Source organism: Halorarius litoreus (genome assembly GCF_024362405.1).
GTDB classification, from domain to species: Archaea; Halobacteriota; Halobacteria; order Halobacteriales; family Haloarculaceae; genus Halorarius; species Halorarius litoreus.
Genome location: NZ_CP101454.1, coordinates 1,738,869 through 1,762,728, shown reverse-complemented (window position 1 = coordinate 1,762,728; position 23,860 = coordinate 1,738,869). Strand labels below are relative to the sequence as shown.

General features: G+C 67.4%; 27 protein-coding genes and 1 tRNA gene. 12 read left to right on the top strand and 16 right to left on the bottom strand.

What is annotated here, in order from left to right:
- Nucleotides 1–61: 61 nt before the first annotated feature.
- From NL126_RS08895 to NL126_RS08850, 10 genes are all read right to left on the bottom strand, one after another.
- Complete coding sequence (locus tag NL126_RS08895; RefSeq protein ID WP_255198571.1) at nucleotides 62–1,075, bottom strand: PrsW family intramembrane metalloprotease; 1,014 nt, start codon at nucleotides 1,073–1,075, stop codon at nucleotides 62–64.
- Nucleotides 1,076–1,346: 271 nt separating this feature from the next.
- Nucleotides 1,347–1,472, bottom strand: a complete 126-nt coding sequence (locus tag NL126_RS08890) for a hypothetical protein (protein ID WP_255198024.1) — start codon at nucleotides 1,470–1,472, stop codon at nucleotides 1,347–1,349.
- Nucleotides 1,465–1,680, bottom strand: a complete 216-nt coding sequence (locus NL126_RS08885) for a hypothetical protein (protein WP_255198570.1) — start codon at nucleotides 1,678–1,680, stop codon at nucleotides 1,465–1,467. The genes NL126_RS08890 and NL126_RS08885 overlap by 8 nt, the downstream gene beginning before the upstream one ends.
- A complete protein-coding gene (locus NL126_RS08880) occupies nucleotides 1,680–2,069 on the bottom strand; it encodes a hypothetical protein (RefSeq protein ID WP_255198569.1) in 390 nt (129 codons plus the stop codon). The genes NL126_RS08885 and NL126_RS08880 overlap by 1 nt, the downstream gene beginning before the upstream one ends.
- 294 nt (nucleotides 2,070–2,363) lie before the next feature.
- Nucleotides 2,364–2,435: transfer RNA gene (locus tag NL126_RS08875), tRNA-Ala, on the bottom strand.
- Nucleotides 2,436–2,568: 133 nt separating this feature from the next.
- Nucleotides 2,569–2,877, bottom strand: a complete 309-nt coding sequence (rpsJ, locus tag NL126_RS08870; protein ID WP_255198568.1) for a 30S ribosomal protein S10 — start codon at nucleotides 2,875–2,877, stop codon at nucleotides 2,569–2,571.
- Between the two features lies 1 nt (nucleotide 2,878).
- Nucleotides 2,879–4,144 (bottom strand): translation elongation factor EF-1 subunit alpha, encoded by a 1,266-nt coding sequence (gene tuf, locus NL126_RS08865; RefSeq protein WP_255198567.1) that lies wholly within the window; start codon nucleotides 4,142–4,144, stop codon nucleotides 2,879–2,881.
- A gap of 134 nt (nucleotides 4,145–4,278) precedes the next feature.
- The gene (locus NL126_RS08860) at nucleotides 4,279–5,223 is read right to left on the bottom strand and encodes a homoserine dehydrogenase (RefSeq protein WP_255198566.1); all 945 of its coding nucleotides are present in this window, start codon (nucleotides 5,221–5,223) and stop codon (nucleotides 4,279–4,281) included.
- Nucleotides 5,223–5,744, bottom strand: a complete 522-nt coding sequence (locus NL126_RS08855; protein WP_255198565.1) for an amino acid-binding protein — start codon at nucleotides 5,742–5,744, stop codon at nucleotides 5,223–5,225. The genes NL126_RS08860 and NL126_RS08855 overlap by 1 nt, the downstream gene beginning before the upstream one ends.
- Nucleotides 5,745–5,857: 113 nt before the next feature.
- Complete coding sequence (locus NL126_RS08850; protein WP_255198564.1) at nucleotides 5,858–6,760, bottom strand: DUF7537 family lipoprotein; 903 nt, start codon at nucleotides 6,758–6,760, stop codon at nucleotides 5,858–5,860.
- Nucleotides 6,761–6,846: 86 nt separating this feature from the next.
- Between NL126_RS08850 and NL126_RS08845 the strand changes: the two genes are divergently transcribed.
- Entirely contained in the window at nucleotides 6,847–7,065 is a 219-nt protein-coding gene (locus tag NL126_RS08845; protein WP_255198563.1) for a hypothetical protein, read from the top strand.
- A gap of 29 nt (nucleotides 7,066–7,094) precedes the next feature.
- Here the strand turns inward: NL126_RS08845 and NL126_RS08840 are convergent, their stop codons facing one another.
- Both NL126_RS08840 and NL126_RS08835 read right to left on the bottom strand, forming a co-directional pair.
- Nucleotides 7,095–9,281: an elongation factor EF-2 gene (locus NL126_RS08840; protein WP_255198562.1), complete on the bottom strand. Its 2,187-nt coding sequence runs from the start codon at nucleotides 9,279–9,281 to the stop codon at nucleotides 7,095–7,097.
- Between the two features lie 120 nt (nucleotides 9,282–9,401).
- Complete coding sequence (locus NL126_RS08835) at nucleotides 9,402–10,076, bottom strand: J domain-containing protein (RefSeq protein WP_255198561.1); 675 nt, start codon at nucleotides 10,074–10,076, stop codon at nucleotides 9,402–9,404.
- 94 nt (nucleotides 10,077–10,170) lie between these two features.
- On the opposite strand from NL126_RS08835, the gene NL126_RS08830 reads away from it, so the two are divergent.
- The 7 genes from NL126_RS08830 to NL126_RS08800 all read left to right on the top strand — a co-directional run bounded on the left by NL126_RS08830 (nucleotide 10,171) and on the right by NL126_RS08800 (nucleotide 14,970).
- On the top strand, nucleotides 10,171–10,932 hold the full coding sequence (locus tag NL126_RS08830; RefSeq protein ID WP_255198560.1) for a DUF5781 family protein: 762 nt from the start codon (nucleotides 10,171–10,173) through the stop codon (nucleotides 10,930–10,932).
- A gap of 62 nt (nucleotides 10,933–10,994) precedes the next feature.
- The gene (locus NL126_RS08825) at nucleotides 10,995–11,396 is read left to right on the top strand and encodes a 30S ribosomal protein S6e (RefSeq protein WP_255198559.1); all 402 of its coding nucleotides are present in this window, start codon (nucleotides 10,995–10,997) and stop codon (nucleotides 11,394–11,396) included.
- Between the two features lie 19 nt (nucleotides 11,397–11,415).
- Nucleotides 11,416–11,850 carry a DUF7112 family protein gene (locus tag NL126_RS08820; RefSeq protein WP_255198558.1) on the top strand — a complete coding sequence of 145 codons (435 nt, stop codon included), beginning with the start codon at nucleotides 11,416–11,418 and terminating at the stop codon, nucleotides 11,848–11,850.
- The gene (locus tag NL126_RS08815; protein ID WP_255198557.1) at nucleotides 11,847–12,284 is read left to right on the top strand and encodes a DUF5807 family protein; all 438 of its coding nucleotides are present in this window, start codon (nucleotides 11,847–11,849) and stop codon (nucleotides 12,282–12,284) included. The genes NL126_RS08820 and NL126_RS08815 overlap by 4 nt, the downstream gene beginning before the upstream one ends.
- A gap of 199 nt (nucleotides 12,285–12,483) precedes the next feature.
- Nucleotides 12,484–12,711: a hypothetical protein gene (locus tag NL126_RS08810; protein WP_255198556.1), complete on the top strand. Its 228-nt coding sequence runs from the start codon at nucleotides 12,484–12,486 to the stop codon at nucleotides 12,709–12,711.
- A 45-nt stretch (nucleotides 12,712–12,756) separates the two neighbouring features.
- Nucleotides 12,757–13,812, top strand: coding sequence for a phosphotransferase family protein (locus NL126_RS08805; protein WP_255198555.1), 1,056 nt, complete (start codon nucleotides 12,757–12,759; stop codon nucleotides 13,810–13,812).
- Nucleotides 13,813–13,878: 66 nt separating this feature from the next.
- On the top strand, nucleotides 13,879–14,970 hold the full coding sequence (locus NL126_RS08800; protein WP_255198554.1) for a phosphotransferase family protein: 1,092 nt from the start codon (nucleotides 13,879–13,881) through the stop codon (nucleotides 14,968–14,970).
- A gap of 9 nt (nucleotides 14,971–14,979) precedes the next feature.
- Here NL126_RS08800 and NL126_RS08795 read toward each other — a convergent pair whose 3' ends face one another.
- The 3 genes from NL126_RS08795 to NL126_RS08785 all read right to left on the bottom strand — a co-directional run bounded on the left by NL126_RS08795 (nucleotide 14,980) and on the right by NL126_RS08785 (nucleotide 19,302).
- The gene (locus NL126_RS08795) at nucleotides 14,980–16,074 is read right to left on the bottom strand and encodes a DHH family phosphoesterase (RefSeq protein ID WP_255198553.1); all 1,095 of its coding nucleotides are present in this window, start codon (nucleotides 16,072–16,074) and stop codon (nucleotides 14,980–14,982) included.
- 119 nt (nucleotides 16,075–16,193) lie between these two features.
- Nucleotides 16,194–16,625 (bottom strand): universal stress protein, encoded by a 432-nt coding sequence (locus NL126_RS08790; RefSeq protein ID WP_255198552.1) that lies wholly within the window; start codon nucleotides 16,623–16,625, stop codon nucleotides 16,194–16,196.
- A gap of 43 nt (nucleotides 16,626–16,668) precedes the next feature.
- Complete coding sequence (locus tag NL126_RS08785) at nucleotides 16,669–19,302, bottom strand: valine--tRNA ligase (protein ID WP_255198551.1); 2,634 nt, start codon at nucleotides 19,300–19,302, stop codon at nucleotides 16,669–16,671.
- A 440-nt stretch (nucleotides 19,303–19,742) separates the two neighbouring features.
- Between NL126_RS08785 and gnd the strand changes: the two genes are divergently transcribed.
- Entirely contained in the window at nucleotides 19,743–20,672 is a 930-nt protein-coding gene (gene gnd, locus NL126_RS08780; protein WP_255198828.1) for a phosphogluconate dehydrogenase (NAD(+)-dependent, decarboxylating), read from the top strand.
- An 83-nt stretch (nucleotides 20,673–20,755) separates the two neighbouring features.
- Here the strand turns inward: gnd and NL126_RS08775 are convergent, their stop codons facing one another.
- On the bottom strand, nucleotides 20,756–21,127 hold the full coding sequence (locus tag NL126_RS08775) for a hypothetical protein (RefSeq protein WP_255198550.1): 372 nt from the start codon (nucleotides 21,125–21,127) through the stop codon (nucleotides 20,756–20,758).
- Nucleotides 21,128–21,491: 364 nt separating this feature from the next.
- On the opposite strand from NL126_RS08775, the gene NL126_RS08770 reads away from it, so the two are divergent.
- Genes NL126_RS08770 through NL126_RS08760 form a run of 3 tightly spaced genes read left to right on the top strand, consistent with a single transcriptional unit; the run spans nucleotide 21,492 to nucleotide 23,790 of the window.
- Complete coding sequence (locus NL126_RS08770) at nucleotides 21,492–22,502, top strand: thiamine pyrophosphate-dependent dehydrogenase E1 component subunit alpha (RefSeq protein WP_350355497.1); 1,011 nt, start codon at nucleotides 21,492–21,494, stop codon at nucleotides 22,500–22,502.
- A complete protein-coding gene (locus NL126_RS08765) occupies nucleotides 22,502–23,515 on the top strand; it encodes an alpha-ketoacid dehydrogenase subunit beta (RefSeq protein WP_255198548.1) in 1,014 nt (337 codons plus the stop codon). The genes NL126_RS08770 and NL126_RS08765 overlap by 1 nt, the downstream gene beginning before the upstream one ends.
- Nucleotides 23,512–23,790, top strand: coding sequence for a lipoyl domain-containing protein (locus tag NL126_RS08760; protein ID WP_255198547.1), 279 nt, complete (start codon nucleotides 23,512–23,514; stop codon nucleotides 23,788–23,790). Before NL126_RS08765 ends, NL126_RS08760 begins: the two co-directional genes overlap by 4 nt.
- Nucleotides 23,791–23,860: the final 70 nt, after the last annotated feature.

The following is a 23,860-nucleotide window of genomic DNA, read 5'->3' as shown; positions in this document are numbered from 1 at the left end:
GTATTCAACACGGTGTCTAGTGGGAGGAAACAGACTGATGAGCAAACGATAAAATAGCCAGTTACTCAGTCTCGGCATCGGTCACTGGTTCTCCGCTTTCGGTAGTTTCGTTCGAATGTGCCGCCTGGTGGGCATTGTTATACTGCTGGATTTTTCGGTAGAGCAGGTAGCCAAAGCCCCCGACATACAGTACAACATAGATGAAGAAGGCGGGAAGTTGGGGGAGGCCCGTCACGGCCTGGATCAGCCCGCTTCCGATTCCGACTGTGGTGTTGTAGGTTGCGTGGATTACCGCGGCGATGATGAGCCCTTTGACGATGATTGGACCGCGGTTCCCAGGGTTAAACTTCGCTAACCCGAGGTAGTAGCCCGCGAACGACGAGTAGACGACGTGCCCGGGCCCGGCTAATGCGCGGGTCGCAGTGATATCGCCGCCGATACCGATCAGATCCAAGCCGAGAGACAGACCACCGACTTCTCCGACTACTCGACCGATGTAGAGGGCATTTTCGATGGTAGCGAATCCGAGTCCGGCGACAGCACCGTACACTGCGCCGTCGATAACTGCGGCGAACCGAGCGTCGTTATACGCATAGAGCCGTACAGCAAGCAGTTTCACTGACTCCTCTACGGGGCCCACGATGAGGTAGAAAAACAGAACCATCCCGATACCGCCGAGTGTCGTGAAAACCGGCTGAAGTAAGCCATTGACAACGGCAGCAAACCCTGCGGTGAGCACGCCAAGTATGAAGGTAGCCGCGAGCAGCGATAGCGGCTCGCTGGTCGTTACATCGCTGTACCAGACGTACCCCGCCAATGCCAGCGCGGGGAGGGCAGAGAGGATCGCTAGCACGCCGATTACGGGCTCCCTCAGGATACTGAGTCCGCCGACAGCGAGGAATATCACTAGTGCGAGCAGAACCAGGAGAATCTGGCCGGTACGGACCGCCACCCAGTAGACCGCGACCGAGGCGCCATCGAGGAGGGACCGCCGTTCCCACGATGAGATCCCGTAGAGATCCCGCTCGTCGTCCGCCGCCTCGACAGGATCCGTCTCTTTTTTTACGTCTTGCATGCCGTTTCTGTCAGAGAGTAGTTCGCTTCTTCAGTGCAGAGAAGAACGAACCGATCAATCGATACTTGGCAGACCATAGTTAAGTATAGCTTCTGGATGAACGTCAAACCACAGTTTATCTCAGTTACTCAATTGTGAGGCCTAGAGTGACAGAACGACGTTGTCGTGCTGACTACACGCTCTGTATGCAGCACGACCTCAACAAGCCATCAAAATATTTTAACTTTAACAGGGCCGAAAATGGGTCTTCTCGCCTGTTCCAACGGCAGGTCTAGAGCCGGTCGGTGAACTCACCCAGATGTGTCTGGAGGAGATCGTGGCGAGCGATTGCCTCGCGACGTGGCTTCGGTGCGAGCCGGTCGAACTGATCTCTGACCGCTACGCGGTACTCAGTCATCTGCTACTGTCTCCTTCGACGGCGACTGCCACAGACTCCGACTCTGTGAGCGTTCCTCGCGACGCTGCTCGACGTTCTCCTCGTTCCAGACCCACTCGTCCGGTATCGCCTCCGGCGGCTTCAGTCGCCAACGAGAGGTGATGTGCGACCCGTCCCAGTTCGCGCTCGTGTGCTTGTACGCGAAGCCGAGCGACTGGAGTCGCCTCATCACTGCAACCGCCTCCGTCCACCGTCGGCCAGCGCACACTCGACATGGTGGTCGGCTCGCTCTTCAGCGGCGTCGCGAACAGCCACGTCGTCACGGTCGTCAGAGGCGACTGCTTGGCGAACAGCGAATAGGTGAGCACACGGGCCATCGCTGTAGGTGAGACCCTTGCACCGCTCGTGGCGTTCTCCGCTCTCGTGAAGCGTCCAGCAGTCGCCGTGCCAGTCGTCACCATCGCGTCGGAGCGTGACCTCGTGGACGCTCTCGCTGTCCGCGTAGGCCACGATGAACGGGCCGGTGGGTTCGACGGGGCCGATGGCGACCTCGTTCTCGCGAGCTCTCTCGGCGCTTCCCCTATCGAGGTGATAGAGGAAGTCGAGTTCCTCGGTCATGCTGACCACCCTACTGGGACGAGCATGGCCCCACAGCGACCACAGTAGGGTTCATCTCGTTCGTCGCGCTGAGTGACTGGCCCACCGTCACAGTGGCAGGTCATGCGACGAGCACCCGGTTTCGATGGCCGCGCAGCTCTGCTGGGGATCTGTGATAGGCATCCCGCAGCGGTCGCAGACCGGGTCTGGAACCCCCTTAAGAGAGGAGTTGGTCTTAGACACGGCGACCACCGCCTATAGCCCGTTTCCGTCGATATACGGCGCTAACGGATTTGTGGACGGTATATAACTGAGTGGACTCGCTGGGATTTGAACCCAGGGCCTCTTCCTTGCGAAGGAAGCGATCTGCCACTGATCTACGAGCCCGCATCCGACCGTAGCCCGGTCGGCGCTTAGTAGCTTACGTTTCCGATGCGCGAAAGACGCGCGTGAGGTGGTCGGCGGACGGCTCCTGTGGGGGACGCGCCCGCGTGGCGGACGTGGTCCGCCTGCGTCGGGATTAGTCCTCGAGGACGATCTCGATGGAGACGTCGTTCGGCACCTGGATGCGCATCAGCTGGCGGAGCGCGCGTTCGTCGGCGTCGATGTCGATGAGCCGCTTGTGGACGCGCATCTCCCAGTGCTCCCAGGTCGCGGTCCCCTCACCGTCGGGGGACTTGCGGGACGGGACCTCCAGCGTGCGGGTCGGGAGCGGCACCGGGCCGCTCAGCTGGACGCCCGTCTTGTCCGCGATTTCGCGGACGTCGCCGCAGATGTTGTCGAGGTCCTCGGGGCTCGTACCCGCGAGGCGGACGCGTGCCTGCTGCATTCTATCGCTCGTTGACGCTCAGGACCTTGCCGGCCGCGATGGTCTGACCCATGTCACGGACAGCGAAGGAGCCGAGCTCCGGGATCTCGCTCGACGGCTCGATGCTGAGCGGCTTCTGCGGGCGGACGGTGACGACCGCCGCGTCGCCGGACTGGATGAAGTCCGGGTTCTCCTCGGCGACCTCGCCGGAGGAGGGGTCGATCTTCTTGTCGATGGTCTCGATGGTACACGCGACCTGCGCCGTGTGGGCGTGGAAGACCGGCGTGTAGCCAGCGGTGATGACCGACGGGTGCTGCATGACGACGATCTGCGCCTGGAACGTCTCGGCGACCGTCGGCGGGTCGTCGGCCGGGCCACAGACGTCGCCACGGCGGATGTCGTCCTTGCCGACGCCACGCACGTTGAACCCGACGTTGTCACCGGGGCCAGCCTGCGCGACCTCTTCGTGGTGCATCTCGACCGTCTTCACTTCGCCGCCCACGTCAGAGGGCTGGAAGGAGACGTTGTCGCCCGGGGACATCGTCCCCGTCTCGATACGGCCGACCGGGACCGTCCCGATGCCGGAGATGGTGTAGACGTCCTGGATCGGCAGGCGCAGCGGCGCGTCCGTCGGCGGCTGCGGGGCCGGCAGGTTGTTGAGCGCCTGCAGGAGCGTCGGGCCGTCGTACCACGGCGTGTTGTCCGACGGCTCGGAGACGTTGTCGCCCTCGAACGCCGAGGTCGGGATGAAGCTCGCGTCCTCGGTGTTGAAGCGGACCTGCTTCAGGAGCTTCTTGACCTCGTCGACGGCGGAGCGGTAGCGGTCCTCCTGGTAGTCGACCAGGTCCATCTTGTTGACCGCGACGATGAGCTCGTCGATGCCGAGCGTACGGGCCAGGAAGACGTGCTCCTGGGTCTGGGGCTGGACACCGTCGTCGGCCGCGACGACGAGCACAGCGTTGTCGGCCTGGCTCGCGCCAGTGATCATGTTCTTGACGAAGTCGCGGTGGCCCGGACAGTCGACGATGGTGAAGTAGTACTCGTCGGTGTCGAACTCCTGGTGGGCGATGTCGATGGTTACACCGCGCTCGCGCTCCTCGGCGAGGTTGTCCATGACGTAGGCGAACTCGAAGCCGCCCTTGCCCTTCTCTTCGGCTTCCTCTCGGTACTGATCGATGACGTGCTCGGGGACGCTCCCTGTCTCGAAGAGGAGCCGCCCGACCATCGTACTCTTTCCGTGGTCGACGTGGCCGATGACGGCCAGGTTCTGGTGCGGTTTGTCGCTCATGGGTATCTCACGCGCTAAGGCGCTATGTGGAGGGCTTTGGAAGGTCGCCCGTAAAACGATTTCGAAAGGGATTCCGCCGAATCCGGCCGCGTCAGGCGGTTTGACAGCAGGTCACACGCCGCGTGGGTAGCCGACTACCGGGCCAGTCGCCCCACGTCCGCGAGCACCGCGCTCGCGGTCTCGGGACCGCCTGCACCCCGGCCAGAGAGGTTGAGCCGGCCGGCGTGTTCGGTCTCCAACTGGACGATGTTCCGGGTGCCCGTCACCGCGAGCGTCCCGTGTTCGGGAACCAGGCGGGGCCCCACGCGAACCGAGCCCTGCGACACCTCGCCGATGAGCCGCACGGTTCGGCCGTCCTCGGCGGCGAGTTCGAGCGCGCTGCCGGGGATGTCCTCGATGCCCGCGACCTCGGCGTCCGCGAGCGTGTACTCCTCGTCGTAGAGGATGTTCGCGACGATGACGCACTTGAGTGCGGCGTCGGTCCCCTGCACGTCGAACGAGGGGTCCGCCTCCGCGACCCCCAGGTCCTGCGCCTCCGCGAGCACGTGTTCGTAGCCCAGCCCCTCGGCGGCCATCCGCGAGAGGACGAAGTTGGCGGTGCCGTTCAGCACGCCACGAACGGCGGTGACGTGCTGTGGGCCGACGTCGGCGATGGTCGACAGCGCGGGAATCGCGCCGGCAACCGTGGCCTCCATCAACACCTCACCCTCGGACGCCGACTCGAGCGCGCGCACGTCCGCGTATCGCTCCGCGACGGGTCCCTTGTTCGCGAGCACGACGTGCTTGTCGCGTTCGAGCGCGTGCGCGACGTGCGAGAAGCCGGGTTCGGCGTCGTCGAGCGTCGTCGGCGTCGCCTCCACGAGCACGTCGTAGTCGGCATCGAGCGCGGCGTCGGGCGCGGCGTCGCCGACCACGCCCTCCCGGGACTTCCGGTCGAGTGCGGCTTCGACGTCGATGCCCTCGGCGTCGAGGACGGCACTCGACGAATCGGCGAGCGCGGTGACGGTGTGGCCGTACTCGCCGGCGAGGTCGGCGACGCTCGTCCCGACGGCGCCCGCGCCCATGACAGCGAGCCGCATCAGGCCTCACCTCCGGCGAGCGGTGCGATGACCTGTAGCCCCTTCTCGTCGGCGACCTCGCGGATGGCGTCGAGCGCCTGCTCGACACCGCCGCGCTCGGCGACGAGTCGGAGTCGTGCCGCCGAGATGTCCGCGGTGCCGTCGGGCGCGGACAGCGAGACGTCGGAGACGGACGCCTTCCCGCACTCCTGGATGCGCGAGAGCGTGTCCGAGAGGTCGGTGTCGACGAGGTGGCCCGTCAGCACGACGGTCACCTCCTCGCTGTACCGCTCCTCGCCGGCCTGGATGATGTTGACGCCCGCATCTCGGAGGGCGTCGACGATGACGTCGAACCGCTCGGGTGTGGCCTCGAGGTCGACCTCGACGGGGATGTGTCCCCGTGGTGTGAGATTGCCGCGTTCGTGGAAGATGGACAGCAGGTTCCCCCCGTTGTCCGCGATAGGTTCGAGCGTACGGAGCAGCTCACCCGGTTCGTCGACGAGTTCGAGCCGGACGGTGTACGCGTGGACAGCGTCGCTCACGAGTCGGCCACCTCGGTCATTACCCGGTACGAATGTGCGGGCGGGTATAAGCGTGCGGTCATTCGCAAAGGATGCAGGTGTCCCGGTCAGTTCAATCGATGCAGGCGTCCCGGTCAGTCCGCCCACTCCGGGCGCGGCACGCTCGTCTCACCCAGCCGGCCGTAGAACGACTCGTAGACGTACCGGGTACGCGACCCGTCCTCGACCGCGGTGAAGTCGTACGCGATGTAGCGGACGATGCCGTCCTCGCCGACGACGAACGTCGCCTCGCCACCCGTGACGTTGCCCGGGACGGCCGCGTCGAGGTGTCGGCCGCTCGTCTCGAACCGGAACAGCCGGACCCCGTCGCGGGTGCTGTTGCCGGTGAGCGTCCAGTTCGAGCGGTCGACGACCCCCGTGGCGATCTCACCGATGTCGAGCGCGAGCGTCGTATTCACGGGCTCGACCTCCCCCCGGTAGGGTTCGGTGTCGCTCTCCACCGTCGAGTTCCGCTGGCCGGTGCGCTCCTGGCGGCGCTCCCACGTCGTGTTCTCGTCGGTGAACGTCCAAACGACGGGGTACACCTCGTCTTCGCCGTTCTCGTAGCGGTAGGTGAACACCTGGACGCTGTACTCGCGGTCGTCCTGCAGGTCCATTACGTAGCTGACGTTGACGTGGTTGGTGTAGCTCTCGCCGTCGATGGTGAGGTTCGACCGGGCGGTGTAGTTGCCCACCGCGGCGAGCCGCGCGACGTGGCTCCGGTTCAGCGCCGGGCCGTCGAACGAGTAGCGCTGGACGGAGTCGTTGAACGGCGTCGGGGTCGCGGCGGGGTCGGGCGTCGCGGTGGCAGTTTGCGCGGGCGTCGCCGCAGGCGTCGGCGTCCCCGTAGACGAGGGTGTGAGGCCGGACGCCAACCCGGGTGTCGGCGTCGCCGTGGCCGTCGGGGCCGCCGGCCCACCACCCATGAAGAAGAGCCCGAGTCCGACGACGGCGACGACGGCCGCGACCGCCAGAAACGCGGCCCGTTGCTGCTCCATACACGGGGTGAATATGGCACCCACTTAGCTCTGCTGAACGGTACAACGCTCGGAAAGTGGAAAGGGGCGGCGTCCGTAGCCCGACCATGCCGCTCGCCTACCAGGTGCTCGACGTGCTCATCGCCGGAATCGTCGCGGGCGTCACCGCCTTCGCCCTCGGGGCGGTCGCCCCCACGGTCGCGACCGACGTCGGGGTGTTGCTCGCCGGGATGTACTACTTCTCGCGAAATCCGTGGGGTGGTAACGGCGAGGAAGTCAACGACGCCATCGACGAGGTGTACGCGTCGCTGGTGCCGGGGAAGTAGCGAGAGAGAAGAACGGAGAGGGGGCCGACTTACAGGTAGTCGATCTGCGCGGGCAGTTCCGTCTTCATGCCCTTGCGCTCGCGAATCTCGTTGATGATGTCGGGCTGGAGGTTGTCCGCGAGGACGCGGAAGCCAGCGTTCTCCGTGTTCCACGACGCGCGACCCTCGGTCGCACTGCGGATGTCCGAGGAGAAGCCGATCATCTCGTCGACGGGCGCGATCCCCTCGACGACCATGAGGTCACCCTCCTGGTACATGTCGTCGACGCGGCCACGACGACCCTGAATCTCGCCGGACGCGGCGCCCATGTGCTCGTTGGGCACGTCGATGCGGACGTTCTGGATGGGTTCGAGCAGGCGGATCTCCGCGTCCATGAGCGCCGTGTGGACGGCGTCACGCGTCGCGGGGATGACCTGTGCGGGCCCCCGGTGGATGGCGTCCTCGTGGAGCTTCGCGTCGTGCAGGCGCAGGAGCGCACCCTGGACCGGCTCGGCAGCGAGCGGGCCGTCGTCGAGCGACTCTTCGAGCCCCTCGATGACGAGTTCCATCGTCTCGTTCAGGTGCTGGATACCCTTCGTGTCGTCGATGAGGATGTTGGTGCCGTAGATGTGCTCGACGTTTTGGGCCGTCTCCTTGTCCATGCCGGCCTCCATCAGCGCCTCACGGCGCTCGAGTTCCGGCATGTCCATCGACGCCTCGCCGAGCTTCAGGAGGTCGACGATGTCCTCCGAGAGCGGCTCGACGCTCATGTAGAACCGGTTGTGGCGGTTCGGCGAGATTCCCTCGACCTCGCGGGAGTTCGCGGTGGGCGCCTCGCGGTAGACGACGATCGGCTCACCGGTCGTGACCGGGATGCCCTGGTTCCGCTCGATACGCTGGGTGATGACTTCGAGGTGGAGTTCACCCTGTCCGGAGATGAGGTGCTCGCCGGTGTCCTCGTTGATCTCGATGCGGATGGTCGGGTCCTCCTTCGAGACCTGCCGCAGCGTCTCGATGAGCTTCGGGAGGTCGTCCATCGACTTCGCCTCGACGGACTTCGTGATGACGGGCTCGGAGATGTGCTCGATGGACTCGAACGGCGTCATCTCGACGGAGGAGACCGTGGAGCCGGCGATAGCGTCACGCAGGCCGGTGACGGCCGCGATGTTCCCCGCAGGAACGCGCTCGACTTCCTCGCGCTCGCCGCCCATGTAGATGCCGACGGACTGGACGCGGTTCTTGCCCGCAGTCCCCGAGACGTAGAGCTCCTGGCCCTTCTCCAGCGTGCCGGAGAAGACACGACCGGCGGCGATTTCGCCGGCGTGGGGGTCGATACCGATGTCGGTGACCATCAGGACGACCTCGCCCTCGTCGTCGACGTCCCGCATCGTGTGCGCGAGGTCGGAGTCGGCGTCGCCACGCCAGATGCGCGGGATACGACGGGGCTGCGCGTCGATGGGGTCCGGGAAGTGCTCACAGACCATGTCGAGCACGACGTTCGACAGGGGCGTCTTCTCGTGGAGTTCCTTCCGCTTGTCGGCGCGCTCGAGGTCGATGATGTCGCCGAAGTCCATGCCGGTCCGCGCCATCGAAGGCATCGAGATACCCCACTTGTAGAGGGCCGACCCCATGCCGACCGTCCCACCTTGAATGGAGACGGTCCAGTCGTCGACGTCGTCCATCTCCTCGGTCATGCCGCGGATGAGTTCGTTGACGTCGCGGATGACCGACTGGAGCCGCTGCTGCATCTCCTCGGGCCCCTCCTGGAGCTCGGAGATGAGGCGGTCGACCTTGTTGATGAACAGCGCGGGCTTGACGCCCTCGCGGAGCGCCTGTCGCAGGACGGTCTCCGTCTGGGGCATCGCGCCCTCGACGGCGTCCACGACCACGAGCGCACCGTCGACGGCGCGCATCGCGCGGGTGACGTCGCCACCGAAGTCGACGTGGCCGGGCGTGTCGATGAGGTTGATGAGGTGGTTGGTCCCCTCGTACTCGTGGGTCATCGAGACGTTCGCCGCGTCGATGGTGATGCCGCGCTCCTGCTCGTCCTCCTCCGTGTCCATCGCGAGCTGCTGGCCCGCGGTGTCGTCGGAGATCATCCCCGCACCGGCGAGGAGGTTGTCTGTCAGGGTCGTCTTGCCGTGGTCGACGTGAGCTGCGATGGCGATGTTCCGGATCTGCTCCGGTTTGTCCATCAGCGTCTCACACTCCTGTACGATTTTCTTACGTCGGCCCATTATACAGAGCGCTAACGACAGCAGCGACAAAAGGATAGTGTTTCGTCGTTCCCGAAATCGGGCGATTTCGTGCGAACGAGCCGCATACGGAGCCTTCGGGAGGTTCGGTCCGGTGACCACTCACTCGTAGTGTTCGCGGAGGTACTCGTAGGCCCATCGTACCCGCTTGAACGCCGCTTCCTCGCCGCCGCGGTCCGGATGCGTCTCCTTCACCCGCTCGCGGTACGCCGCCCGGACTGCCCGGGGTGAGGCGTCGAGGTCCACCCCGAGCACGTCACACGCTTCGCGGGCACGCGGGGCGACGAAGCGGACGCCCTCCTGGCCCCCGCGACCCGATTCCGCGTGGTCCGTGCGACTCCGTTCGTTCGTCCAGCCGGTGTCGCTCCCGATCGTGCTGTCGGTCGTCTCCCGACCGGTCGAGCCGCCGCCGAACGCCGTCTCGGTGCCGCCGTCGGTTTCCGTCCCCTCGCCGGTCCAGAACGGGTCGTCGAACGGCCAGTCGTCGGGGTCGTCCCAGTCGTCGCGCGGTTCGTGCGTGACACGCCCCGAGCGCGACCGCTCTGCCCGGGCCCCCTCCTCGCCCACCGTTCCGTCGGGGTTCGGCTCGACGCCCACCCGGGTGTAGACGCTCGAGGCGACGCGGTCGCGGGCCTTCGAGAAACAGGCGTAGCTCATCCCCCCGAGCGCGAGCGCCGCGAGCAACAGCGGCGGGAGCGAGAGCCCGACGACGCCGACGACGACGGCCCCGGCTGCCAGCAGGGCGGACGCCCCGAACAGCAGCCAGCCGCGGTTCATGCCCGAACGTACGCCCCTCTCTCGTGTAAAGTTCACCCTCACACGTTCCGGCGACACAACACTCAAACGTCGCAGTGACGTGGTAACACTATCCATGGACGTTCGCGTGAAGGGTCGGGGGCCGTCCGAACCGTTTCTCTCGGCTCGCGATCTCTTCGAGACGGAACACGACGTGTCGTTGCCAGTCGAAGTCGAAATCCGCGAGGACCCGGACGAGCGCACGCTGACGGGCCACTACGACGACCACCACGTGCTCATCATGAGCCGCCAGGCCGCGACGAGCGCGATGGCCCGCGAGCTCGCGCTCCACGAGTTCGCGCACATGGCCCGCTACGAGGAGGAACACCCCTCGCACACGATGAAGACCGAAGAGGCGCTGTTTCTCGCGCTCCCGGGTCGGTCAGTCGAGCGTCGAAAGCTCGCGCACTGTTACCAGATCGCGAACCACATGAAGGACATCTACGCCGACGACATCACGCTCGCCGTGGCGCCCGCGGACAAGCTGGTGGCGTTCATGGAGTCGTCGCTCGCGGCCGCTGTGGCCGACCGGCCGGCCGTGGCGCCCGATGGCTGGACGCAGTTGAGTCCAGGCTCCGACCCCGAAATCACGGCGGTGAACGCGGCGTTCGCGGTCGCGCTCCTGGAGCGGCACGGCGTCATCGACCCCAGCCATCACCTGTACGAGCTGGCACAGGTCGCGGCGAGCGACGCGCCCGAAGTCGGCTTCGACGCGTTCCGCGAGCGGTTCCGCTCGCTGGCGCGCGACACCGACGAATCGGAGTACCGGAAGGCGCTCGTGGATGTCACTCGGGCGTACGTGCTCGGGGGCGCGAACGGGCCACAAGCCGCAGACTGAGGCCATCTCCGGCTCGACGGCGTTTCAATACCCTTTAGGTTCCGCGTCGACTCGCAACCCGTATGGCAGAGTTTCAGATCGTCGTCGCCGACCCCGAGGACGGCGCGACGTATCAGGTCGACACAGAGGGACAGGACTCGAACCGGTTCATCGGCCGGTCCATCGGTGAGGAAGTAGACGGCGGCGCCGTCGGCCTCGACGGCTACACGCTCGAGATCACGGGCGGCTCGGACGTCTCCGGCCGACCGATGCGCGGCGACGTGAAGGGGCCGAACACGAAGGCCATCCTCGTCACCGGCGGCACGGGCTTCAAGCCGACGCGCGACGGCGAGCGCAAGCGCGTCACCGTCCGCGGTGCCGAGGTCTCCGACGAGACCCGCCAGATCAACGCCAAGATCGTCGCACGTGGCGACAGCGACCCCGCGACCCTCCTCGGCGAGGGTGGCGAGGAAGAGGACGAGTAAGGTCCACGCTTCTCTCTCCATGCCAGACTCCGTCTCCAGCGACGCGGTCGACTCCGTCCGCGCGACGCTGGCTCGTGCCGGCCGTACCGACCGCCCGAAAGTGACGCTCCCCGACGACGCCCGCGAGCGCTTCCCCACCGAGGAGGTCGTGCGACTCGACCTCGGCGGGAAGACCCGTCACGTCCGTATCGAGCGGGCGCTCGACGACACGCTCGAACTCCGCGGGGCGTACGCGAACGCCCGACAGGCTCGCGAGGGCGACGGCGAGAACCACCTCGTCGCCTGGGCCGACGCGAAGGGGCTGGACTTCGGCCGTACCGTCCACGTCGACATCGTCGACGAGGGCACGGCGTACGGCCTGCGCGCCCCCGGCGAGCGCGCCGTCTACACCGTCCCCGACGCGCCGAACGACTCGCTCGCGGACATCGCGAAGCAGACCGAGGAGAACCGATGACCCGGACGCCGTACGAGGAGTTCCTCGCGGGCGAGCGGCCCGACGACATCCTCATCTTCCTCTCTGACGAGACCATCGGCAATCCCGACGCGCTCGGGAACGTCGCCGAGTCTCTCGACGACGGGGTCGTCCTCGTCCTCCCGGGCGACCGCGGGCGCTCGACGTTCGCCGACACCACGGGCATCGACCCGATGGACTTCGCGGGCGTCGCGATGCAGACCGACGGCCACATCGACCGCGACTGCGCGGGCGCGGACTGCCCCTCGACCGACACGGGGACGCACGACCTGAAGTTCGTCTTCGCGTTCGCCGAAGACCAGAACGAGGAGGTCGGCGGCATCTACGCCGAAGGCGACGTGGTCCACGCGTACGCGGCCTGCTCCTGTGGCGAGACGTACTCCGACAAGTGGGTAGTCGGCGAGGCCGACCGGTAGGGAGGCCTCGGGATTGCGAGCGGGGAACAGCGTGACCCGCGAGCGGCGAGGACGAGTGAAACGAGTCCTCGGGATTGCGAACAGCGCGACGGCTTTGCCCTCGCAGGCCGTGCGAGCGGGGAACAGCGTGACCCGAGAGCGGGAAGACGACTAGCCAGCGACCACTAGGGTTTTCTTCCACGGCCGAGCGTCGACGGGTATGTCCGACGCCCTCCAGCGAACCGTCCGCCGGTGTACCGCGCTCCTGCTGCTCCCGCTTTGCCTCCTCGTCGTGCAACTTCGAATGTTCATGTGGGAGACGCACTACGAGACGCTTCCGGTAGTCGCCCTCGCGGTGCCGGTGGTGCTAGGCGGCGGCAGCCTACTGTATCTCGCCCGGGAGTTCCTGGTGAGCGGAGCCGGCGGCCCCGATCCCGTGGACGACTGACACGCCTCCCGAAGACGTATCACCCCCGACCCACACCCACCGACGATGCCCGACGCGGTAGCCGACGAGGACGTGACGGCGATGGTCCGTGCCTGTTGCCCCGACTGGGAGGTACGCGAATTCGAGCGGAGCGAGTTCGGCACCGATTTCGTCTGCTTCGTCGCGTGTGAGACGCCCGGGGGCGAGCGTGAGGCCGTCCTGAAGGCGACCACCGCCGGCTTCGTCGACCCGCAGGTCGCCCAGGCCGAGCCGCGACTGTTCGACCTGCTCGGACGCGAGACGACGGTTCCGGTCCCTGAGGTGTTCGGGTACGTGGACGAACACGACGAGTACCCCGCGCCGTTCTACCTCATGGAGCGGCTCGACGGCGAGAACTTCGAGGGACGACCCGACGCGCTCCCGGCAGCGGCTCGCGAACGCGTCGTCCGTGAGGCCGGCGAGAACCTCGCCGAACTGCACGAGCTTGGGACGCTCCCGCGAGTCGGTTCCGTGGGGGTCGTGGACGGCGACCTCGCGGTGCTCGACGGCGACCACGGCCCGGTCGACGACCTCCGCGAGTGGGTCCGGGCCGGCGTCGACGGGACTCTCGACGCGCTCGCTGACGGGACGTACTTCCCAGACCTCGCGGACGAACCGGACCGCTTCGCCGACCTCGTGCCTGCACTCCGCGAGGAGTTGGACGCGCGGCTCGACGCACTCTCCGAGCCCGACGCGCCCCGGTACTGCCACTGGGATTATCGGTACGGCAATCTGCTCGTCGACCCCGGGACGGGCGAAACGCGGGCCGTCCTCGACCTGGCGAACTTGACTGCAGCGGAGCCCGCGTACAACCTCGCGAAAGTCGAGTCACACCTGTTCGACCCGCAGGCGGACGGCGAGCAGCGGGCGGTCGCCCTGCGAGAGACGTTCCGCAGGGCCTACGCCCGCGAGCGGGACGACTGGGCGTTCACCCCCGCCATCGAGGAACGGATGGAGACGTACAGCCTGACCGCGCGCCTCGATGCGATGGCGTGTCTGCCGCTCTGGCTGCAGGATGCGACCCCCGCAGAGAAGGACGAACGCGAGGCCCAGCACCGCGCGTTCGTCGAGTCGTATCTGTGACGCAACGCGTGTGACCCCGTCTCGTGCCACCGGACCGCTTTTGCCCCGTCCTCGTCTCGTCCGGGTATGACCGAGCCCGAGACGGCGGTCGACACCACCGCGCTCGAATCGGTGCTTTCGGCGGCGCTGGAGGTGTCGGTCACCGGCGTCGAGCCGCTCGGCGACGGGCTCAATCTGGTGCTCGCCATCTCGACCGCGTCACAGGGGCAGTACCTCCTCCGGCGGGCGAACCCACCGAGAGAGACCATCTGTGTCAACGACGTCGAGACGGAGTTCGAGATCCTGCGGCGACTCGAACCCACCCGAATACCGGCGCCGAAGCCGGTGCTATTCTCCGCCGACGAGTCGGTCGTCGGCGGACCCTTCTTCGTCGCGACGCATCTCGACGGCGAGACGGTGCCGCTCGGCTCCGACCTTCCCGAACGGTTCCAGACGGAAGCGGCACGAGCGCGGGTGGCAGACGAGTTGGTGGCGACCCTCGCCGACGTACACGCGGTCGACACCGAACCGTTCGACGGCGTCTGCGAGCGGTACACGCCCCGCGAACTGGTCGAACGCGCGGTCGGCCAACTCGACGACGCGACGCGCGTGACGGGCCGGGACCTCCCGCGGCTCCGCGCCGTCGGCGACTGGCTCCTGAATCACGCGCCCGCGCCGGCAGAAGCCACGCTCGTCCACGGCGACTTCCGGCCGGGGAACGTGCTGTTCGCCGAGGCGGCCGACCCCCACATCACCGGCGTCCTCGACTGGGAGACCGCGATGCTCGGCGACCCGCTGGTCGAACTCGGCTATCTCCTGCTACGGTGGCGCGACGCGGGGGACGCGCGGCCGTCGCTCGATGGGCTCGAAGCACGGTACGACGACGCGGACGCCCTGGCAGACATCCGGCGCCGCAACGAGCGGGGGCTCGCGCCGTTCACGGCCGCACCGGGGAGCCCGACCCGCCGCGAGGTTGTGGCGCAGTACGAGCACCGAACCGGTCGCACCTACGAGCACGACCGGTTCTACCGGGGGTACGCGGCGTTCGTGCTCGCCGTGGTCTGGGAGGACCTCTACCGCCACCGGCTGGCGGCCGGCGGGGCGGCCGACGGCGAGCCGTACGTCGAGTACATGTCGCTGTTCGCCGAGCACATCGTCGACGGCAGGTTCGACCTGTAGGCAGGTCGCTTACCGCTCGTTCTCGATGCCTTCGTCGTCGTCCGTTTCAGGGAGATTCCGGAACGCCTCGACGATGACCTGTTTCGTCACCGCGCCCTGCGTCGTCCAGTGGTGGGCGTAGTCGAGCATGTCGTCGTAGATGTCGGGCTTGCAGCCGGCGGCCTTCGGGTGGCCGCCGCCGTTGACCTGCCCGGCGACCTCGTGACACCGCTGGAACGCGTCCGTGCCGCGAATCGACGCGGAGCCGGCGGGCTTGACGATGACCGAAGCGTCCGCACCCTGCTCGCGGAGGGCTTCCGCGACCTCGTTCTGCGAGCAGCGACCGTAGGTGACGCCGACGGTGACGCCGTCGACCTCCTTCAGTTCCGCGCGCTCGACGGCCTTCTCGACGAGCGCCTCCTTCTCGACGCGGCGCTCGGCGAGGAACTCCAGCACCTCCTCGGAGAGGTCCGCGCCGTGTTCGCGGACGACGGCGACGTACTCCTCGGGCTCCTCCCAGTGGGCGTAGTCGGCCAGGTCGTCCGAGCGGGGGTCCTCGCGGAGCCAGAGGTCGTGGTCGCGGGTGACCGCGGCGAGTTCGGCGAACCGGTCGTCGAACGTGTAGTCGACGGAGCGGAGCGTCACGTCGGCGGTACACTCCTCCTCGGAGTCGCCGACGACGAGCCGGACACCGGCATCGCGGACGCGCTCGGCGATCTCGTCGTCCCACTGGTGGTGGTCGAACCACGAGACCGAATCGGCGCGCTCGACCAGTTCTTCGAGGCCCTCTAGGTCGTCGCGTTCGTCGGGACAGAGGTCACAGATGTAGGCGTCGACGCCCTCGTCGGCGTACTCGGCGAGGTAGCCGATGGCTTCGTCCATCTCGTGTGGCCCCGCGGGGACGAGCGCCGCGTCGCCGTGTACCTCCCGGAGGAGGGCGACGCAGGCGAGGCCGTCGGCGTCGGGGTCCGCGACCACGACGGTCGCCGCCCCCTCGATGGCCTCCTGCGCCTCGCGTTCGTCCTGCTCGGCGTCGAAGGAGTCCGGCGTGAAGAAGCCCGCACCCGGAAGCAGCGACTTCCGTTCGAGCGAGAGCCGGTCGTCGTCGATGAGCCAGTCGTTCATACCCGTCGCAAGCGTGCGCGAAGGAAGTAAGCCTCGGTCCGGCGGCACCCGGGCGAGTCAGCCAGCCGACTCGAGCTGTCTCCCTGCGTCCGACAGCTCGCACAACCCGACACCGCACACTACCCAGCCGACTCGAGCTGTCGGACGGTCAGCACGGGAACGGGACACGTTCGAACGACGTGTTCGGCGACGCTCCCGAGCAGGAACGAGTGTTCGCCGTCGCGACCACGGGTGCCGGTGGCGACCACGTCCGCGTCGACTTCGCGGGCGTACGCCGTGATCTCCGCGGCGGGCCGACCCGCCCGGATGGCGGTGGTTATCTCGCGGTGCGCCCGGTCGCCGACTACGGCGAGCGACTCGTCGGCCTCCGTCTCGAGCGCCTGCTCGACCTCGTCGTGGAGATCCTCGGGGAGTCCCTCGACCCGCGAGCGGTCGACGACGTACAGCGCGTGGACCTCGGCGTCGAACTTCTGTGCGAGGTCGAGCGCCGTGTCGACGGCCCGGCGACCGCTCTCGGAGCCGTCCGTCGCGATGACCACCGTCTCGAACATGCCCGGGGGTTGTACCGCGGGGGGTAAAAACCTCGTCGGCGACTCAGTCGTCGGCCGCCGGGTAGACGATGACGGTCGCCCCCTCGGGTTCGAGGACCGCGACCTCCTCGCCGCTCTCGGCGCGAAGCTCCTCGCGGACCGTGACGGCGTCCGCGCTCACCGCCACCTCGTCGCCGTCGAGGTCGAGGCGGACCTCGCCGTGCGTGTCGATCGCCGCGCGGACCTCCGCGGGGTCCATCGCGTCGAGCGCGGAGACGACCGCGCCGGCGCGGTCACGGAACTCGGGACCGACGACGGAGTGGTCCGGCTCGACGGCGACGGGGACGAGTTCGAGCGACGGGCGGCCCGTCTCGATGTAGACGGGAGCGTTGATGGCGTTCGCGAGGTCGTAGGTGTCCGGATTGGGGCCCTCGTACTCGTCGTCGAGGTAGAGCTCGACCCGGGGGAGGTCGGCGTTGAGCGCGATGCCGGCCTCGGACTTCCAGCCGCGGATCTCCGCGGCCACGTCCGCGACGAGTGCGCCGCGGTCGACGGCCGCCGCGTCCACGTCGGGGCGCTCGGGCCACGCGCCGGCGTGAACGCTCCCCTCGACCGGGAGCTGGTCGTACGCCTCCTCGGCGACGAACGGGGCGAACGGCGCGAGCATCGTGAGCGACATCCTGAGTGCGCGGAACAGCGCGTGGCGAGCGGCGTTCCGCTCGCCGGGCCGCCCCTCGTACAGCCGGCCCTTCACGAGTTCGAGGTAGTCGTCGGCGAGGTCGCCCCAGACGAACTCGCGGACGGTGCGGAGCGCCGAGTCGAACCGGTAGTGCGCCATGTGCTCGGCGACCGCGTCGGCAGTCTCGCCGGCTCGGGCGAGAATCCACGCGTCGGCGTCGCGGTACGCCGGCGCCTCGATGTCGGGCGTCCGCTCGTCGAGGTGACTCGTCGCGAAGTTCGTCACGTTCCAGAGCTTGTTCTGGAAGCGACTCGCGCTCGTCACCTCCTTCGGCTGGAACTGCACGTCGGTTCCTGGCTGGCCGGCGAGCGCGAGTGCCTGCCGGAAGGCGTCGGCGCCGTGCTCCTCGACGACCTCTTCGGGCTGGACGAAGTTGTCCCGCGACTTCGACATCTTGTGGCCGTCCTCGCCGAACACCATGCCGTTCACCAGGGCAGTCTCCCACGGCTTCTCGTCTTCGAGCGCCGCCGTGCGCAGGAGGGTGTAGAACGCCCACGTCCGGATGATGTCGTGGCCCTGCTCCCGCAGGTGGACCGGCTCGAACGCCGCGTCGGGCCACCCACGCACGAAGAGCGGGGAGATGGAGGAGTCCATCCACGTGTCCATCACGTCCGTCTCGCCGCGCCAGGCGTCGGCGCTGCACTTGGGGCAGTCCACGGTGGGGGACTCGTCCGTGGGGTCGACCGGGAGGTCGGCCTCCTCGGCGACGTGGACGTGGCCACAGGACTCGCAGAACCACGCGGGGATGGGGGTGGCGAACACGCGCTGGCGGGAGATGACCCAGTCCCACTCCATCCCCTCGGCCCACTCTTCGAGGCGGCCGTACATGTGTTCGGGCACCCACTCGACGTCCTGTGCGCGAGCGAGAACCTCGTCGGTGTCGACGGTGACGAACCACTGCTCCTTGCTCAGGATTTCGATGGGGGTGTCACAGCGCCAGCACGTGCCGACCTGCTGGTCCGTGGGGGATTCGTCGTGGAGGTGGCCGCTCTTCGTGAGGGCCGTCGCGATTTCGTCCTTCGCCTCGTCGATGCCGAGCCCCGCAAAGTCGCCTGCGGCGTCGGTCAGGTGCCCGTCCTCGGTGAGGACGGCTCGGAGGTCGAGGTCGTGGCGCTGCCACCACGTCACGTCCTGCTTGTCGCCGAAGGTGCAGACCATCACCGCGCCCGTCCCGAACGACTCGTCGACGTCCTCGTCGGCGATGATCCCGACCTGTTGGCCGAAGATTGGCACCTCGACCGTCTCGCCCGCGCGGTCGGCGAAGTCCCCCTCGGGGTCGACCGCCACCGCCACACACGCCGCGAGGAGTTCCGGGCGCGTGGTCGCGATGTCGATGTCCTCGCTGTCGACACCGGTGAACGTGATAGTGTAGAGGGTGCCCTCGCGCTCGACGGTCTCGACCTCGGCGTCCGCGATGGCGGTTTCACAGCGTGGACACCAGTTGACCGGGTGTTCGTCGCGGTAGACCCGGTCGTCGTCGGTCATTCTGACGAACGACCGCTGGGTCTCCCCCCAGTAGTCGGGGTCCATGGTCCGGAACTCGTGGGCCCAGTCCTGCGAGAAGCCGAGCAGGCCCATCGTCTCCTTCATCGCCTCGATCTGCTCCTCGGTGTGCTGGATGCAGAGGTCGCGGAACTCGTCGCGGGAGACCTCGGTGCGGTGGATGCCGTGGTTCTCCTCGACCTTGACCTCGGTCGGGAGGCCGTGGCAGTCCCAGCCCTGCGGGAACAGCACGTCGTGGCCCTGCAGGCGCTTGTACCGCGCCAGGAAGTCCATGTAACACCAGCCCAACGCGTTGCCGATGTGCATGTTTCCGGTGGGATACGGCGGGGGCGTGTCGATGACGTAGTCGGGTCGAGAGTCGTCGCCGTCGTAGCGGTGGAGGTCGCTCGCTGCCCACGCCTCACGCCAGCGGGGTTCGGCTTCGGCTGGGTCGTAGCTGTCGGGAGTGTCGCTCATGAGTCGAGATGTGGACGGACCGTTACGGCCCGCTATCCACGTACTTGCTTCCGGGTCAGGCGGGTGCCGGAGATAAAGCTTGGCGTCCGTGCCGAGGGGACTGTTGGGTGTGTATCAGAAGCGTCGGGGATGGGACTGAAGGTGACGACGAAGGGGATAGTGGGAACAACACCTCGAAAGCCCCGACGTGCTGGGCTCGGTGCGGCGAGCGCGCTCCTCGGGGACTCGCGTTGCTCGTTCCCTGTGGTGCTCACTCGTCCGCGCCGTCGCCCACCGACCCCTGGCGACGCAACCACCGCAGGGGGTGAGCGGAGCGAACCCCGAGGAGCACAGCGAGCCGCGAGAGGTGGGAGGTCGGGGGCGTTCGAGGTGGTTTCAGCTGTGGTACCATCGCAGTTGCCAACACGACGTATCCACGAACCGCGGACCGCAACCCCTACCTGCCGACGCTCGCAGTCTCGGGTATGCAACTGGGCGTCATCGGACTCGGGCGGATGGGTCGAATCGTCGCCGACCGCGTCACTGACGCGGGCCACGACGTGGTCGCGTTTGACGTGAGCGAGGAGGCACTGGCGGACGCGGCCGAGGCGGGCATCACCCCCGCGGAGTCGATTCCGGCACTCGCCGAGCAACTCGGTGACGAGAAGCGCATCTGGCTGATGGTTCCCGCGGGCGACCCCGTGGACGCCGCGCTGGACGAACTCGACCCCTACCTCGACGCCGACGACGTGGTGGTCGACGGTGGCAACAGCCACTTCGAGGACTCGACGCGCCGCGCCGACGCGTGCGAGGCGGCGTACCTCGACTGCGGCACCTCGGGTGGCCCCGCAGGCGCCGATCTCGGCTTCTCGCTGATGGTCGGCGGCCCCGAGTGGGCCTACGAGGAACTCACCCCTGTCTTCGATGCCGTCGCCACGGGCCCCGAAGGCCACGACCGGATGGGCCCTGCGGGAAGCGGTCACTACGTGAAGATGGTCCACAACGGCGTCGAGTACGCGCTGATGCAGGCCTACGGCGAGGGGTTCGAACTGCTCCACGAGGGGCGGTACGACCTCGACCTCGAAGCCGTGGCCCGCACCTGGAACAACGGCGCCGTGATTCGGTCGTGGCTACTCGAACTCTGTGAGGAAGCCTTCCGCGAAGAGGGCACGGACCTCGGCGACGTGGCCGACTACATCGCCGGCGGCTCGACCGGGACGTGGACGGTCCAGGAGAGTCTCGAACAGGAGGTGGCGGTGCCGCTCATCTACGAGGCGCTCGCCGAACGGTTCGACTCGCGGACGGAGGCGAAGTTCTCGCGGCGGCTGGCGAACCGGTTGCGGTACGGGTTCGGCAGACACAGCGTGGTTCGAACGGAGCGAAGCGACTGAGAACCACGAGTACGCGAGCGGGGAGTACCACGACCCGCGAGCAGAGGTTCATCGTACCGAGTGAGCCGACAGAGAACCCGGACTCAGGCGTCGAGCGCCGCGATGGCCTCGTCCGTGAGGAGGTCGTCCGGGACGCGAGCAGGGAGTCGCTCGGGGTGGGCCGCGGCGGTCCGGAGGAGGTTGACCCCGAACCGCTCGTGGACCGCTTCGGCGAACTCCTGGAGTTCGTCGCGGAACGCCGATTCCGACGCCGTCGCGTCTGCCTTCATCTCGGTCGCCAGCAGGAACAGCGTCAGCTGTGCGTCCGTGTCCGTTCGGACGTGGTCGACGACCGCCTCGCGCTGGGCGGCCGTGACGCTCGTCTCCCCGCGGACCAGCAGCCCGTCGCTCGACTGGAGCTCCGGGTCCGCCCGCAGCAGTTCGAGCACTACGCCCAGATTGGTGTTCGTCGTCATCGTGAATCGCCCGACCCCCATGGGGTCTTAGCTACTCCTTCGCAGGCCACCCAATAACCCCTTTCGAGCGCTCTCACGGGGTGAGAACACCGTCTGACGTCTGGCACACGGAAGCGGTGTGACCAGCCACGCCGCGCTGGCCGGACGTGGAATCAGCCCGGCGCCACGAGCGAGCCGAACCACCGAGTTCACCCTCGACGTAAGCGGAGCGTATCGAGTACTAGACCTCGCAACACCCCCGCGGCTTCGTCGGCCGATTTCGAGGAGCTTACCGACCGCATGCGGGCGATAAGCGATGTATTACTTTCCTCGTGTTCGGCCCACTCAGGGCCGAGTCATGATAGCCGTAAGTGAACTCGAGGACATGTTCGAGAACATGGTAACGGCGCGTCACTACGAGGAGCGGCTCCAGGAGGAGTATCTGGAGGGGAAACAGCCGGCGTTCGACATTTCGGCTGGTCCCATCCCCGGGGAGCTCCACCTCGCCGCCGGGCACGAGGCTTCGGTCGGCGTCGTGCAGCACCTCCGCCGTGACGACACCGTCACTGGACCGCACCGACCGCACCACATCGCCATCGCGAAGGGCGTCGACCTGAAGCGGATGACCGCCGAGATCTTCGGGCGCGAGACGGGGCTCTGCCGCGGGAAGGGTGGACACATGCACCTGTTCGACGACGCCGTCAACTTCGCGTGCAGCGGCATCATCGCGCAGGGCTGTCCGCCCGCCGTCGGGGCGGCCCTCGCCGCGAAGAAGCGTAACAGCGATTCGGTGGCGGTCGCGTTCATCGGTGAGGGCGCCATCGACCAGGGCGGGTTCCTGGAGTCGCTGAACCTCGCGGCCGTCCACGAGCTGCCGGTCGTGTTCGTCATCGAGGACAACGACTGGGCCATCTCGATGCCGAAGGAGCGCGTGACCGACGTGAAGAACGGCGCCGACCGGGCGAAGGGGTTCGACATGCCGGGTGTGCGGGTCGACTACGACGACGCGGTCGCCGTCTACGAGGCCGCCGAGGGCGCCGTCGAGCGCGCCCGGCAGGGCAACGGCCCCTCGCTGCTGGAGGTGCAGGTCCACCGCCGGATGGGCCACTTCATGGGCGACGCCGAGGCGTACCGCCCCGACGAGGACATCGAGCGCGCGAAGCGACTCGACGCCATCGAGCGACTGGAGGACGACCTCCGCGCGGCGGGGGTCGACACCGGCCACATCACCGAGATTCGCGAACGCGCCCACAAGCGCGTCGAGGACGCCATCGAGTGGGCGAAAGACCAGCCCGAACCCGACCCCGAAACTGCGTTCGAGGACGTGTTCACGAACCCGCCGCCCACGTCCGGGACACTCGGCACGCAGATGACGGTCGAGGGAGGTGACGACTGATGAGCCAACAGGCCACGGAAAAGGAGCTGACGATGAGTCGCGCGATGGTGTCGGCCATCGCCCACGAGATGCGGGAGAACGACGAGGTGTTCTACATGGGCGAGGACGTCGCCGACTACGGCGGCATCTTCGACTCCACGCAGGGGTTGCTGGAGGAGTTCGGCCACGAGCGCATCATGGACGTCCCCATCTCCGAGACGGCGTACATCGGCGCCGCAATCGGGGCCGCCCAGCAGGGGATGCGCCCCATCGCTGAGCTGATGTTTGTCGACTTCATGGGCGTCTGCTTCGACCAGATCTACAACCAGATGGCGAAGAACACGTACATGAGCGGCGGGAGCTTCTCGGTGCCGATGGTGCTCACCACGGCGGTCGGAGGCGGGTACAACGACGCCGCCCAGCACTCCCAGACGCTGTACGGCACCTTCGCGCACCTCCCCGGGATGAAGGTCGTCGTCCCGTCGACGGCGTACGACGCGAAGGGGTTGATGCACACCGCCATCCGCGACGACGACCCCGTGGTCTACATGTTCCACAAGAGATTGATGGGCATCGGCTGGATGCCCGCCCCCGAAGGACCGAAGACCCCCGTCCCCGAGGAGGCGTACGAGATTCCCTTCGGGGAGGCGGCCGTGAAACGCGAAGGGAGCGACGTGACGGTCGTCACCCACGGCCTGCACGTCCACCGCGCACTCGAAGCCGCGGAGAACCTCTCGGGACCGATAGACGTGGAGGTCGTCGACCTGCGGACGCTCGTCCCGCTCGACACCGAGACCATCGTCGAGTCGGTGCAGAAGACCGGCCGGCTCGTCGTCGTCGACGAGGACTACCAGTCGTTCGGCGTGACGGGCGAGGTCATCACCCGGGTCGCCGAACACGACCTCGACGCGCTCGAATCGGTTCGACGGCTCGCCATCCCGGACGTCCCCATCCCGTACGCCCGGCCGCTGGAGCAGGCAGTGAACCCCTCGACGGAGGCCATCGAGGCGGCCATCCGCGATATCGTCGAATGAGCGAATCCGGGAGCGAGGCCACGGACACCGTGGCCGTCGACTCGGCGTCGGTGTGGCCAGCCGACGCCATGGACGTCGACGAGGGCGTCGTCGCCAACTGGTTCGTCCGCGAGGGAGCGGTCGTGTCGGCCGGCGAGACGCTCTGTGAGATACAGATCGAGAAGGTGAGCGTGGACGTGCCGGCACCCGTCGCGGGCGAGGTCGCGTCGGTGCTGGTCCCGGAGAACGAGACGTTCACGCGCGGGGACGTGCTGGCGGAGCTCCGGCCGACCTGAGGTCACATTTGGGCCGACCGGCGTTCGCCGCGCGACCTGTCCCCCGGATGGGGCAATCGCAACGCTATTG